The organism is Streptomyces sp. NPDC111507 (assembly GCF_055638955.1).
Window position 1 is genome coordinate 110,553 of record NZ_JBVKBU010000016.1, and the last position, 12,170, is coordinate 122,722.

Consider the following 12,170-nt stretch of genomic DNA (forward strand, 5'->3'; position numbering starts at 1 on the left):
CCATGGAGCTTCATATCGACATCCGCTGGCTGCTGGAGCGCCAGTCGGAAGTGCTGCCCAAGAACCCCTCGGTCCACGACTTCTCCAACCTCGTGGCCGCCGTCGCGCGGCACCGGGTCAACACCCCCCAGGTCGGCGTCGCCGTCGACAACGCCTGGCGGGCGGCGGCCCTGATGCACGCGATCATCCGGCTGCGCCCGCTCCCGGCCCGCAATGCCTTGTACGGCGCCGCGATCGTCACGGCGTACATGGGCGCCGCGGGCGAGGCTGTGGACCCGCCGTACGGTGCGCTGATTGACCTCGCCCGCGACATAGACGCCGGCCGCGCCGACGGGTACGACGCAGCCGACCGCATTCGCTCCTGGCGGATCTGAACTCACTCCTTACGCAGGCCCTGGTGCAGGGAGGTGTCCTGCACGGTGCGGTTCAGGGCGTCGGAGAGTGCCCGATCGGCTCCGGCCAGGCAGTGCCGCCAGCGGAGGACTACGACTACCGGCCGTACGGACCAGTAGGCGAGCAGCATGAGCAAAGGGCGGTCATCCCCTCGGGGGTGACCGCCCCCGTCCGTGGTTGCCCGAGGCCTTGCCGTGACAGCGATGCTCGCCGCGCTGGCCGCGGCAGCGGGGTGCAAGGACGACGGAGGGGGCGACGGGCCGCCGACACCTCAGCCGACGGGGACCACCGCGACCGGGTCCGTACAGAGCACTGCGTCCGACGGCGACCCCGCGCTGGGCAAAGTGGATGTCGACGACGGCTCGGACGAAGGACGTACGGTGCCGGAGATCCATGTCCCGACCGCGAACGTGGGCGAGCCGGCCGGCGGCAGGGTGGACTTCGTCAACACCGGTCATGTGCCGACGACGTTGCACAACTTCGCCGCCGCCACCGATTCCGGTGAGACCTCGATCACCGAGAACGGCTGCGAGAACGTCGAGCTGCGGCCCGGCGAGAACTGCCAGGTCGTGCTCTCGCACACCGCCGAAGAGCCGGGACGGTTCAGCGTGACTCTGACAGCCGTGACCTCCCATGGCGCGACGCTCACCGTGACCCTCTCCGGGGAAGCGGTGGGAGCGTCCGAGTCGACGACGGCCACGACCGAGGTGCCGACCACCCAGACCGCCTCGCCCACCGTCACCGGCACGGAGTCGACGCCGACTCCCGACGTCACAGACACCCCCACACCGACCGGGACCGGGGTCTCCTGACCCGTCGGGGGTGTTCCCGGGTCAGGCCGGTGACGCATGGCCTGGACGCACCTCTCACCCCTAGTGCAGCTCTACTAACCCCTAATACAGCTCGACCCGCACGGTGTCGTCGTCGGGGAGGACCACGACCTTGGTGCTGCGGTAGTCCGCGGTCTTGGAGACCAGGTAGTAGCGGCTCGGCGACTTCGCGATCAGGCGGAAGCCGGTGTACTGGTAGCGGTACGGACCGGCTCTGTCGCCCAGGTCCTTGTATCTGACGCCCTGCGCGTGGTGCTGGAGGATCACACGTGAGTGGACCATCACGTGCTGACTCTTCCGGTAGTGGTCCTGAGCGTTCGTGATGGCGTCGCTTACGCCCGCCATCGACGCGTAGCGGGCCATGGTGAAGAAGAGTGTCATCGTCAGTAGCCCGAGGAGCAGGGCTCCCCCCGACAGCCATAGCCGGTCCCCGGTGCGGTCGGGCCGGCCGTGTGTCCCTCCGTCGTGGGTGAGGCGCAGTTGTACGGCGAAGAAGGCCAAGGTCGCGCCCAGTGCCACCAGCATCGCAGGGATGAATTGGGCGGCCCAGCCGCCCGGGAGCGTGGGGAGATTCCCCTCCGAGAAGAAGACCGGGAAGCCCAGGAGCAACAGGACAAGGCCCGATCCCAGCAGCCAGAGGATCACCTTGTTGCGACGGGCCGCGTGGCGCGGCCCGCTGAGCGACTGTCCTGCCCAGCCAAGCAACAGCAGCACGATCAGGCCGCACACGAGCAGGAACCACAACGGCAGGAAGACGGCGCTCGGGCTCTCGGCCAGCATGGCCTGCACGGAGAATTGTAGATCTTCGGGGATCACCCCGAGCGTGGTGTAGTACGAGCGCTGGTAGACATTGCCAAAGTAGTACAGCAGCCCGATGGCCACAGTCCCGGGCGCCGCGATGTATGCCGCCTTGTCCCAGAAACCGGATTTCGGCGGCGGTGAGGGAGGCTCGGTTGCCGACGTGGGCGGCGGCTCCTCGGGTGCGGGCACGGCACCAGTCTGTTCACCGGTTGCCCCGCCCGCACGTGAGGCGAGTCCGCTCGAATGACCATGCGTGTCAGCCGTGCCGCTGGAGGCAGCGCGTACGTTCGGTATCGCTATCGGGTAGGACGGAACCGCAGCCGGCGTGACGGACCCGCTCTGATTCCCTCAGGCCTGGGCTCCACCCGGACCCTGCGCGCCCGGCCAACCCATCCGGATGCACCGAGGCACCCCTGCGTACCCTGTCTCCGTGTCAGCCTCCTGCCTGCGTCGCGTCGCCGTTCTCGTGCTCGAGGGTGCGAAGCCGCTCGATGTCGGAATCCCCGCGCAGGTGTTCAGCACGCGCGCGAGCATGCCGTACGAGGTGCGGCTGTGCGGCGCGGCACCTGGTCTCGTGGCCGGTGGCGACGGTCTTTCGTACCACGTCGCCCATGGCCTTGACGCACTTGCGTGGGCCGACATCGTCTTCATCCCCGGCTATCGGTTCCCGGACCGTGACGATCCGCCGCAGACCGTCGTCGACGCGCTGATCGCTGCCCACGACCGGGGCGCGCGGCTCGCCGCCATCTCGACGGGCGCCTTCGCGCTCGCCGCTACGGGTCTGCTCGACGGCAGGCGTGCCACGACGCACTGGCACTACACACGGGCGCTGGTGGCGAGGCATCCGCTCGTCGAGGTCGACGAGAACGTTCTGTTCGTCGACGAGGGCAGCGTGCTGACGTCGGCCGGCGCCGCCTCGGGCATCGACCTGTGCCTGCACATCCTGCGCGGCGACCTCGGGGTGGCTGCGTCGAACCACGCGGCCCGGCGACTGGTCGCAGCCCCCTACCGCAGCGGCGGTCAGGCGCAGTATGTGCCGCGCAGCGTGCCTGAGCCGCTCGGTGAGCGGTTCGCCGTCACCCGTGAGTGGGCGCTGCACCGGCTCGACGAGCCCCTCAGCCTCGAGGTGCTGGCGCGGCAGGCGGCGGTCTCGCCGCGCACGTTCTCGCGGCGCTTCGTGGCGGAGACCGGGTACACGCCGATGCAGTGGGTCATGCGAGCCCGCATCGACATGGCCCGCGAGCTGCTCGAGCGTTCGCAGCGCAGCGTCGAGCAGATCGCCGCCGACGTCGGTCTCGGCACCGGTGCGAATCTGCGGCTGCACTTCCATCGCATCCTCGGCACCACGCCGAGCGAGTACCGGCGCACCTTCGCCCAGGGCGAGTAGCCCCGTCACCGGCGCACGTGGCGCGATCCTTTTGAACCGTGGCGATCCCGCCACTGTCACCGGGTGGGTGCCGCGAGTGAGTCTTGGTGGCGAACCGAAGGGACAGCACTTATGACTCGCATCGCCATCAACGGATTCGGCCGCATCGGACGCAACGTGCTGCGCGCACTGCTCGAACGCGACAGCATCCTCGAGGTCGTGGCCGTCAACGACCTCACGGAGCCCGTGGCCCTCGCGCGACTGCTCGCCTACGACACGACGGCCGGCCGGCTCGGTCGCCCGGTGACCGTCGACGGGGACGCCCTCGTCGTTGACGGCCGTCGCATCAAGGTGCTCGCCGAGCGTGAACCGTCGCAGCTGCCGTGGGCCGAACTCGGTGTCGACATCGTGCTCGAAGCGACCGGCCGCTTCACGTCGGCAGAGGCTGCCCGCGCGCACGTCGATGCGGGCGCGAAGAAGGTGCTGGTCAGCGCGCCGTCGGACGGCGCTGACGTCACGCTGGCGTTCGGGGTCAACAGCGACACGTACGACCCGACCCTGCACACGATCGTCTCGAACGCCTCGTGCACGACCAACGCGCTCGCACCGCTGGCCGCGGTACTCGACGAGCTCGCCGGCATCGAGCACGGCTTCATGACGACGGTGCACGCCTACACGCAGGAGCAGAACCTGCTGGATGGTCCGCACCGTGACGCCCGTCGCGCCCGCGCTGCCGCCGTCAACATCGTGCCGACCACGACGGGCGCCGCCAAGGCGATCGGCCTCGTGCTGCCGAACCTGGCCGGCAAGTTGTCGGGCGACTCGATCCGTGTGCCGGTCCCGGTGGGCTCGATTGTCGAGCTCAACACGACCGTCACTCGTGACGTGACGCGCGACGACGTGCTGAGCGCGTACCGCGCCGCGGCGGACGGGCCGCTCGCCGGCATCCTCGAGTACTCGGACTTCCCGCTCGTGTCCTCCGACATCACGGGCAATCCGGCCTCGTCGATCTTCGACTCGGCCCTCACCCGGGTCGACGGCCGGCACGTGAAGGTGGTCGCCTGGTACGACAACGAGTGGGGCTTCTCGAACCGCGTGATCGACACACTCGAGCTCCTCGCCAGCCGCTGACCCGAGCGAGTTCTGCCACTGCGGGACAGGAGCGCGTCGGTACCCGACCGGTCAAGACGCGCTCCGCACGCGGACCTGCACATCCCGGACCGCCCCGGGGCCGACTCCCCTCGGCGAAGGGCAAGACCGGCCGACTGGACTCAAGGGGCGCGATGACGGCACTCATGCCGGTCAGCCGCAGCGTGTTGTGCATGGCGCGTAGAACGACGCAGAAGCGCCACTCCAACGGCCGTCAGGGCGACCACGGCTACGGCGGGACCGCCCAGAGTGAGGATCCGCTGGAGAGATGTCGCGGCCGCGTACCCGACGCCGGCCTCGCCTGTGGCCCACAGGCAGGCGGCGGCGACGCTGTACGGAGCGATGCGGCGGTACGGCAGTCGGGTGGCGCCCGCGAAGTGCGGGGCGAGCGTGCGGACCACCGGCAGGAACCGGGCCAGCAAGACGGCTCGGCCGCCGTGGCGGGTCATGAGTGTCTCGGCCCGGTGCCAGGCGGCGCCCGGGATCCGACGGCCCACGCGGCCGGTGCGCAGGTGATCACCGAAGAGCCTGCCCGTGCGGTGGGCGAGGAAGTCGCCCACCACCACGGCGCCGGCCGCGGCAGCGATGATGAGGGGAAGGCTGATGTGGCCGGTGCGGGCCAGGGCGCCGGCGGTCAGTAGCAGGGTGAGCGTGGGGACGAACGCGCCGACCAGGAGGAGCGACTCGGCCAGGACGGCCAGGGCCACCACCGTGTAAGCGGAGGCAGCGGGGAGGTGGTCGAGCATGTCGGACAGGATGTTCACCGCCTTGCTCCGTCCGCTGTCGACTGCGACTCGTGGGGGACCGCATGGGGCCGTTGCAGGTGCCAGACGTGAGCCGGGGGCAGGTTCGCCCAGACCGTCCAGCGGCCGGTGGCGTAGCTGCGCTGGTAGGCGGCCATCACCTCGTCCACCCCGGCGTGGCGGCTTGCTTCGGCTCGTGATGCCGTCAGGGCACGGGCTTTGCGTGTGCCGACGTAGGCGAAGTACGTCAGGGTGCCGCCGGGGTGCAGTAGCTCCAGGTAGCGGGCCATGATGCGCTCGACCTGTGCGGGGGCGAAGTTGGTCAGCGGCAGCCCGGAAACGATCACGTCGTAGCGTTCGTCGGTGTCGAGGTCCTCGACGTACGCCTGGTGCACGTTCACCTGCGTCGGCCGACCGGGCAGACTCGGGTGTGTGTCGACGAGGTGACGGAGCTGCGCGGCGAAACGTGGGTTGGCCTCGACGATGTCCAGGCGGCTGCCTCTGGGCAGTTGGGGTATCAGGGTGCGGGTGACCGCGCCGGTGCCGGCGCCGGCTTCCAGGACGGAAAGGGGTTGGGGCGCCTGGACCCGCACCGGTTCGGTCAGGGCGCGGACCAGGGCCCTGCCGCTGGGGGCGATGGCACCGGTGGTGCGCAGATCGCGGGCTGCTTCGATCAGGAACATCCAGCCCTCGGCATGGCGCTGCGCCAGGACACGGTCGTGTGAGGTGGTCCAGTCGTTCATGGTTTCGACGCTAGAAACCGATGTCCTGCATTGGATCCGTCGTTGTGCGACGTCTTCCCCCTACGAAAGTAGGGGGTGTCCGGAGAAGATCGTCGGAGGGAACGGCACAACCGTCCTCCTAGGATGGGCGGGGTGAGCACAAGAGAGGGCCGGAGGTGGGCTGCCCACGGGCGGGTGGGCTTGGTGGCGTTGTGCGTGCTGGCTGCCGCGCTGAACGCGGCGTCGCTCAGCGATGGCCGCTACTTGATCCCCGTGACCGTCGTGGCCCTGCTGTGCGGAGCGGCCCTGCTCGTGCCCCGGCTGCGGTGGCCGGTCGCGCCGCTGCTGATCACCGCGGCCACCGCGTGGTGGGGATCGCCGCTGCTGCCACTGCTGGTGATCACCCTGTTCGACCTGGCGGTGAATCGCCGGGCGCGGGCGGCGGTGGGATGTGCCGTGGCCGCGCTGGGCGCCAACCTGCTCAGCTACCGGGCCACGTCACTGTGGACGGGGCAGAGTTACGCCTCCACTCTGCTCCTGCCGCTCCTCGCTGTCGTTGTCGGTCTGTGGCTGGGCAGTCGGCGACGCCTGCTTGAGGTCCTGGCCGCCGACGTCGAGCACCTGCGCATCGAGTCGACGCTGCGTGAAGAGGCGGCCCGTGCCGCGGAACGCTCCCGTATCTCAGCGGAGATGCACGACGTGCTGGCTCACCGACTGAGCCTGATCGCCCTGCACACCGGTGTCCTGGCCACCAGGAGCGACACGCTGCCCGCACCGGTCGCCGAACGCCTCCGTCTGTTGCGCACCACGTCCGTCGAAGCCCTGGCCGACCTGCGCGACGTGCTCGGTGCCCTGCGCGGCCCCGACGCCGGGGAGAGGGGTTCCGCACTCACGCCGGTCATGAGGGACGTACAGGAACTCGTCGACGAGGCCCGTTCTGCCGGGCAGCACATCGAACTGACCGCGGAGGGCCCTGCCGAGCAGGCTCCCACCACCCACCGACTGGCGGTGTACCGGATCGTCCAGGAAGCACTGACCAACGCCCGCAAGCATGCAGACGGGGCCGAAGTGACCGTACGCATCGACTACCGGCCGCCGGCCACACTGGTCGAGGTCACCAACTCCCCTGGAGCACCCCGCACGGACACCGTCGGCTCAGGCTACGGGCTCGTCGGTCTGCGTGAACGCGTCACCGCACTCGGCGGTCATCTCACTGCCGGACCCGCCGGGGCGGGCGCCTGGCGGCTGGCCGCCCGCATTCCCCACCCCACCGGCGACGGAAAGAACGGCACCCGCACATGATTCGCACCATGATCGTCGATGACGACGCTCTGGTCCGCCTCGGTCTGGCCGACCTCCTCGACGGCGACGAAGGCATCGAGGTGGTCGCCCAGGCCGCCGACGGCCTCCAGGCCATCGAGCAGGCCACCGCCCACCACATCGACGTCGCCCTCGTCGACGTACGCATGCCCCGCATGGACGGGATCACCGCCACCACCCGGCTGCGGGCCCTTCCCCACCCCCCGAAGGTGATCACCCTGACCACCTTCGACCTCGACGAGTACGTCTACAACGCCCTCGCCGCCGGAGCCGACGGGTTCCTGCTCAAGGACACCGACCCGGCCGAGATCCTGCGCGCCGTCCACCTAGTGGCCGCCGGCTCGGCGATGCTCCATCCCACCGCGGCCCGCCGCCTCATCGACCGCTACCACGCGACCAACCAGCCCCAAGCCGCCACAGCGCAGGCCCGATTGGACCGGCTCACCCCCCGCGAGCGCGATGTGCTCGCCCTCCTCGCCCGAGGCGACACCAACGCCGACATCGCCACCCGCCTCGCCATGCGCGAGAGCACCGTCAAGGCCCACGTCAGCCGCATCCTGACCGCGCTGGACGTCACCAACCGCGTGCAAGCGGCCCTCATGGCCCGCGACGCAGGACTCACCACCTGACCAGAGCAGGACCGGCCACGGCGCCACCTGTCCATGCGGGCCATGGCGACTTGATACGGCATCAGGCTCGCGCGGCCTCGTCGGCAGGTGGCCTCATCGATGAGGTTGGCGCAATCTCCTGCGTTCCGGGAACAAAAGCGCCCAAGCCAGAGCCGTGCGCCTGGCCTCGTTCGGCGATAAGCGGACGGGTCCCACGCTGTCACAGCAGTCGGCGGTACTTGTCGTGGTCGTGGTCGTGGTCGTAGCCACGGTCCGCAAGGAGCGCGTCGGGCCGGCGTCCGGGCCGGCCGACGACATCGCCCACGCCAGGGACCTTGCCGAGCAGAGACGGGAGTGGAGTGACGTCGCCCGCACATGAAGTGGGGAGCCGACCAGTCCCGGTTCGGTTCCGCCTGGCGGAGATGCCGCCGACGGGCGGAGCCGGACCGAGCTGGTCTTCCGAGTTACCCATGTGTGAGATTAGGGAGAGAGCCGCACAGGGGCTTGCCGCGCGATATCCCGGGGGAGCGTTCGAAGGGTGGGAGTAGGCGCTCCACATGGCGCGAGCGCCGGGCTGATCCGCTTCATCGGCCGGCTGACGGCGCTCAGTTGTCGGCCTGGCCGCGGGTCTCTGCGGGCAGCCCGTGACCACCGCAATCGGCTTGGCGACGGTCGGTGCGCCCCTCTCCACGGCGAGTCGGCGGCTTCGCCGATTTCCGGCACCTGAGGAAACGCCACGGAACCCCTTGTGCCGCCCGCAGACCGTGGCTCCGCCGTACAGCGATGGGTTCAGCGATGGTGTGTGCGACGCCGGCCGTAGGAGCTGCGTAGGGGCGTGCCGTTGGTTTGTGTCTGTTCAGAGTAGGCCGAACACCAGTTACGCCTGGTGGTTGGTCGCCCCGTCGGGGTGGAGTTCGGTCAGTGGGCGGGAGCCCCGTCCGGAGTGCCGTATGCCGGCTCGTGGCCGGTTGCCTCGGCGTCCGAGGCGTCTCGGCGGCGGCTCGGTGTCCAAAGGACGGCGCCGGCGGTCAGGCCGAGAGCGGCGAAGAGCCACCAGACGCGGTGGAAGGAGTCGACGGCGGTGGCCGCCGTAGGCGTACCGAGGACGGCTACGAAGAGGCTGATACCGAGGACCGCGCCGAGTTGACGGAGGCTCGCGTTGATCGCCGAGCCGAGTGCGAATCGCCCCGGGGGCAGCGTCTGGACGGCCGCTCCGGACTGGACGGGCAGAGTGAGTCCGATGCCGAGTCCGGTGAGCAGCGCCGCGGGCAGCCAGTGAGTGCTCCAGTGGGGGGTGGCGCCGACGACGGTCGCGTCGAGGGCGAGGCCGACTGTCCAGAAGACCGCGCCGAGGGTGAGTACACGGCGTGCCCCGTAGGTGTGGGAGAGGCGGCTGGCGGAGCCGGCTATGGCGGTCACCACCAGCGGGGTCGGTGCGGTGGCGAGCGCGGCGCGCAGCACCGAGTAGTGCCACACCGTCTGCAGGAAGATGATGTTGCTCAGCAGCATGCCGTAGAACGCGGCGGCGAACACCAGCGTCGCGGCGTTCACGAGCCGGAACTGGCGGACGTGGAAGAGGGCGAAGTCCATCACGGGCTGTGCGGTGGAGCGGTTGCGCAGTACGAATACGGGGAGCAGCAGCGCGGCGAGCACGAAGGCGCCGATCACGCGCGGGTCGGTCCATCCCCAGTTCGGTCCCTCGATGATGCCCAGACTCAGCGCCGCGGGCATCGCGGCGACCAGCAGTACGCCGAGGGGGTCGGGCAGGCCGTGGGCGTGCGGGTCGCGGGCCTCGCGCAGCAGACGCAGGCCGAAGACGGCGATCAGCGCACAGATCGGCAGGTTGACCAGGAAGATCCAGCGCCAGGAGGCGTACTGGGTCAACAGCGCGCCCAGGGTGGGGCCGAGGGCGGCCGCCGCCGCGCCCATGGAGCCCCAGGTGCCGATCGCGACCGCTCGCCGGGCGGCCGGGAATTCCGGGAGGATCAGGGCCAGTGATGTGGGAGTGACCAGGGCGGCGAACACCGCTTGCAGGGCCCGCCCCGCAATGAGCGTCCCGGCGTTCGGTGCCAGGCCGCACAGGGCGCTCGTCACCGCGAAGCCGGTGATGCCCGTGAGGAAGACTCGCTTGCGCCCGTAGCGGTCGGCGAGTCGCCCGGCCGGGATGAGAACGGCGGCGAACACCAGGCTGTAGGCGTTGAGCACCCACGCCAGATGGCCGGCCGTGTCATGGAAACTGCGGCTGATGGTCTCGAACGCGACGTTGACGATCGTGGTGTCGAGGAACACCACGAACGCGCCGAGGCTGCTCAGGGCCAGTACCCGCAGCGCGTGCCGTCGGGCCGCGGCGTCCTGGGCCGGCTCGCCCGCCGTCGGTGACTCCGCAGGCTCAGCTGTGGAGCCCCCGTCGGATACAGCCATGGATTCCTCGCAAGTGAGTTGTGATTTCCTACTGACTTGCCGCGACGCTAGCGTGAGTGAGTCGTGAAACGCAACTGACCAGGGGTAACGTGGGATCATGAACGCACAACCTCAGCAGGACAGGGAGTAGCCGGTGGGCGGGACCGGGGCTGGGACCGTCGCAAGGTCCCTGACTTCGGCGATGGCGGGCATGCCCGTGGGCGTGCGCCCCTGCTCGATGGCTGCCGCACTGCAGATCGTCGGTGAGCGGTGGTCGCTGCTCGCGCTGCGGGAATTGGCTTACGGCGTGCACCGTTTCGCGAAGATCGCCGGCTACACAGGCGCGCCGCGCGACATCCTCGCCGACCGGCTGCGCAAGCTCGAAGCGGCAGGCGTGATCGAACGGCGGCAGTACAGCGAACACCCCCCGCGCCACGAATACCATCTGACCCAGGCGGGGCAGGAGCTCTTCCCGGTCATGATCGGACTCCTGCAATGGGGCGACAAGTGGGCAGTCGATGCGCCTGCGGTCGCCTTCGGGCACGAGTGCGGTCATCCGCTGCGGATGGACTCCGGGTGCCGGCACTGTGCTGGAGAGATCACTCCGGAGTCTCTCTCCTTGCTGTTGCGCGATGCGGGCGGGTCTGACGGCGGATGACGCGCATCGCGGAAGCTGTCGGCACGCCGCCAGGCTCGTGGTCCATGCGTGCCGAAGCCGACGCTCCGGAATGGAGAAGACGTGGATGCCGGGGTGCGGTGGGGGCTGCCGTTGTGCTGCGCGGCGTCCGGATGCGAGCCGGTGGACCACCGCCATCATCCGAGCCGCTCGGGCCTTACGGCGTGACCAGGATCTTCAGCGCCTCGCGCTGGTCCATCGTCCGGTAGCCCTCGGGCACTTCCTCCTGGGGGACGGTGCGGTCGAAGACGCGACCGGGACGTCGGTCTCCCAGCCGGTGACGACCTCCGTCGCACGCGGGAGTTGCTCCGAGAGGAGTTGGCCACGTTCGCCGGCATCAGCATCGACTACTGCGCGCGCCTGGAGCGCGGCACGGAGACCCGGTCTTGCCCGTCCGTGCTTGACCCGGCGGACGGCGCCGACCACTTCCTCGCTGAGCTGTCGGTCATCCGGGCCGCCCACCCCGTCGTCCTGCACCTGGGCCCCGCCGAGTACCGCACGCTCGCCGCCCGCGTTCCCACCCTCGCCGAAGCTACAACCGACGCCGAACCGGGGGAGATCCGCCCATGAGCACCCCCGCCACAGCCGCCACGCCCGGCATGAGAGCGGCCCTCCTCACCTCCTACGGCAGCACACCGGGCCTCTGGGACCGCCCCGCCCCGCCCCGCAGTCTCCGCCGAGGGCGCCCTCGTGCGGGTGCTGGCCTGCGGCGTATGCGTCACGGACCTGCTCTTGTCGTCCGGAGCGCTCGCGGGTATCTTCCCGGTGCCATCGTTCCCCTGGACGCTCGGTCATGAAGCGAGCGGTGTTGTCGCGGAGTTGGGGGACAGAGCCCGGCCTTCCGAGGGCTTCGAAGAGGGCCCCGGTTTCCTGTCTCTGGCCCACGGTGCAAAGTAGCCGCGCGGGACGGTCGGTCGCCCTGTTCGTGGGCCTCGCGCAGCCGCTCGCGCTCGTCGAGCACCTCCGGTTCCAGCGCGCAGTGCTTGCCGAGATCCGGTCTGCCTCGGCGCAGCCAGGAGCAGACCGTCGACAGCGACAGCGACAGCGACAGCGACAGCGACAGCGACCGTGACCAGCCAGGCCGCCACGCGGGATTCGCCCGGCAACCGCACGGGCCCGCTTGGAGTCGTGATCACGTGGCTGGGAAATGATTGGACGGGGT

General features: G+C 69.9%; 14 protein-coding genes. 9 read left to right on the plus strand and 5 right to left on the minus strand.

Going from position 1 to position 12,170, the window contains the following annotated elements; genetic code table 11:
• Positions 1-2 precede the first annotated feature (2 nt).
• Positions 3-374: a toxin Doc gene (locus ACZ7M2_RS41475; protein WP_382037486.1), complete on the plus strand. Its 372-nt coding sequence runs from the start codon at positions 3-5 to the stop codon at positions 372-374.
• Between the two features lie 2 nt (positions 375-376).
• On the opposite strand, the gene ACZ7M2_RS41480 is transcribed toward ACZ7M2_RS41475, so the two are convergent.
• Positions 377-523, minus strand: coding sequence for a hypothetical protein (locus ACZ7M2_RS41480; protein ID WP_471599726.1), 147 nt, complete (start codon positions 521-523; stop codon positions 377-379).
• Between the two features lie 64 nt (positions 524-587).
• On the opposite strand from ACZ7M2_RS41480, the gene ACZ7M2_RS41485 reads away from it, so the two are divergent.
• Positions 588-1,205: a hypothetical protein gene (locus tag ACZ7M2_RS41485; RefSeq protein ID WP_471599727.1), complete on the plus strand. Its 618-nt coding sequence runs from the start codon at positions 588-590 to the stop codon at positions 1,203-1,205.
• 81 nt (positions 1,206-1,286) lie between these two features.
• Here the strand turns inward: ACZ7M2_RS41485 and ACZ7M2_RS41490 are convergent, their stop codons facing one another.
• Positions 1,287-2,213 (minus strand): hypothetical protein, encoded by a 927-nt coding sequence (locus ACZ7M2_RS41490; RefSeq protein WP_471599728.1) that lies wholly within the window; start codon positions 2,211-2,213, stop codon positions 1,287-1,289.
• 241 nt (positions 2,214-2,454) lie between these two features.
• Here ACZ7M2_RS41490 and ACZ7M2_RS41495 point away from each other — a divergent pair, with 241 nt between their 5' ends.
• Both ACZ7M2_RS41495 and gap read left to right on the plus strand, forming a co-directional pair.
• Complete coding sequence (locus tag ACZ7M2_RS41495) at positions 2,455-3,411, plus strand: GlxA family transcriptional regulator (RefSeq protein ID WP_471599729.1); 957 nt, start codon at positions 2,455-2,457, stop codon at positions 3,409-3,411.
• Between the two features lie 111 nt (positions 3,412-3,522).
• Positions 3,523-4,521, plus strand: coding sequence for a type I glyceraldehyde-3-phosphate dehydrogenase (gene gap, locus ACZ7M2_RS41500; RefSeq protein ID WP_471599730.1), 999 nt, complete (start codon positions 3,523-3,525; stop codon positions 4,519-4,521).
• A 140-nt stretch (positions 4,522-4,661) separates the two neighbouring features.
• Here gap and ACZ7M2_RS41505 read toward each other — a convergent pair whose 3' ends face one another.
• Together ACZ7M2_RS41505 and ACZ7M2_RS41510 are read right to left on the minus strand one after the other, a co-directional pair.
• Positions 4,662-5,303, minus strand: coding sequence for a DedA family protein (locus ACZ7M2_RS41505; protein ID WP_471599731.1), 642 nt, complete (start codon positions 5,301-5,303; stop codon positions 4,662-4,664).
• Positions 5,300-6,025 (minus strand): class I SAM-dependent methyltransferase, encoded by a 726-nt coding sequence (locus tag ACZ7M2_RS41510; RefSeq protein ID WP_471599732.1) that lies wholly within the window; start codon positions 6,023-6,025, stop codon positions 5,300-5,302. The genes ACZ7M2_RS41505 and ACZ7M2_RS41510 overlap by 4 nt, the downstream gene beginning before the upstream one ends.
• 123 nt (positions 6,026-6,148) lie before the next feature.
• Here ACZ7M2_RS41510 and ACZ7M2_RS41515 point away from each other — a divergent pair, with 123 nt between their 5' ends.
• Both ACZ7M2_RS41515 and ACZ7M2_RS41520 read left to right on the plus strand, forming a co-directional pair.
• Entirely contained in the window at positions 6,149-7,306 is a 1,158-nt protein-coding gene (locus ACZ7M2_RS41515; protein WP_471599733.1) for a sensor histidine kinase, read from the plus strand.
• Positions 7,303-7,953 (plus strand): response regulator, encoded by a 651-nt coding sequence (locus ACZ7M2_RS41520; RefSeq protein ID WP_471599734.1) that lies wholly within the window; start codon positions 7,303-7,305, stop codon positions 7,951-7,953. The genes ACZ7M2_RS41515 and ACZ7M2_RS41520 overlap by 4 nt, the downstream gene beginning before the upstream one ends.
• An 897-nt stretch (positions 7,954-8,850) precedes the next feature.
• On the opposite strand, the gene ACZ7M2_RS41525 is transcribed toward ACZ7M2_RS41520, so the two are convergent.
• Positions 8,851-10,353, minus strand: a complete 1,503-nt coding sequence (locus ACZ7M2_RS41525; protein WP_471599735.1) for an MFS transporter — start codon at positions 10,351-10,353, stop codon at positions 8,851-8,853.
• 181 nt (positions 10,354-10,534) lie between these two features.
• On the opposite strand from ACZ7M2_RS41525, the gene ACZ7M2_RS41530 reads away from it, so the two are divergent.
• From ACZ7M2_RS41530 to ACZ7M2_RS41540, 3 genes are all read left to right on the plus strand, one after another.
• Positions 10,535-10,990: a winged helix-turn-helix transcriptional regulator gene (locus ACZ7M2_RS41530; protein ID WP_471599736.1), complete on the plus strand. Its 456-nt coding sequence runs from the start codon at positions 10,535-10,537 to the stop codon at positions 10,988-10,990.
• A gap of 336 nt (positions 10,991-11,326) precedes the next feature.
• On the plus strand, positions 11,327-11,578 hold the full coding sequence (locus ACZ7M2_RS41535) for a hypothetical protein (RefSeq protein WP_471599737.1): 252 nt from the start codon (positions 11,327-11,329) through the stop codon (positions 11,576-11,578).
• Positions 11,579-11,698: 120 nt separating this feature from the next.
• Complete coding sequence (locus ACZ7M2_RS41540; protein ID WP_471599738.1) at positions 11,699-11,905, plus strand: alcohol dehydrogenase catalytic domain-containing protein; 207 nt, start codon at positions 11,699-11,701, stop codon at positions 11,903-11,905.
• Positions 11,906-12,170: the final 265 nt, after the last annotated feature.

What these genes read in the sequence shown, in the direction of transcription:
- ACZ7M2_RS41475 (WP_382037486.1), top strand. Translation starts at nt 3, where the DNA reads ATGGAGCTTCATATCGACATCCGCTGGCTGCTGGAGCGCCAGTCGGAA.
- ACZ7M2_RS41480 (WP_471599726.1), bottom strand. Translation starts at nt 523, where the DNA reads ATGCTGCTCGCCTACTGGTCCGTACGGCCGGTAGTCGTAGTCCTCCGC.
- gap (WP_471599730.1), top strand. Translation starts at nt 3,523, where the DNA reads ATGACTCGCATCGCCATCAACGGATTCGGCCGCATCGGACGCAACGTG.
- ACZ7M2_RS41510 (WP_471599732.1), bottom strand. Translation starts at nt 6,025, where the DNA reads ATGAACGACTGGACCACCTCACACGACCGTGTCCTGGCGCAGCGCCAT.
- ACZ7M2_RS41515 (WP_471599733.1), top strand. Translation starts at nt 6,149, where the DNA reads ATGGGCGGGGTGAGCACAAGAGAGGGCCGGAGGTGGGCTGCCCACGGG.
- ACZ7M2_RS41520 (WP_471599734.1), top strand. Translation starts at nt 7,303, where the DNA reads ATGATTCGCACCATGATCGTCGATGACGACGCTCTGGTCCGCCTCGGT.
- ACZ7M2_RS41525 (WP_471599735.1), bottom strand. Translation starts at nt 10,353, where the DNA reads ATGGCTGTATCCGACGGGGGCTCCACAGCTGAGCCTGCGGAGTCACCG.
- ACZ7M2_RS41530 (WP_471599736.1), top strand. Translation starts at nt 10,535, where the DNA reads ATGGCGGGCATGCCCGTGGGCGTGCGCCCCTGCTCGATGGCTGCCGCA.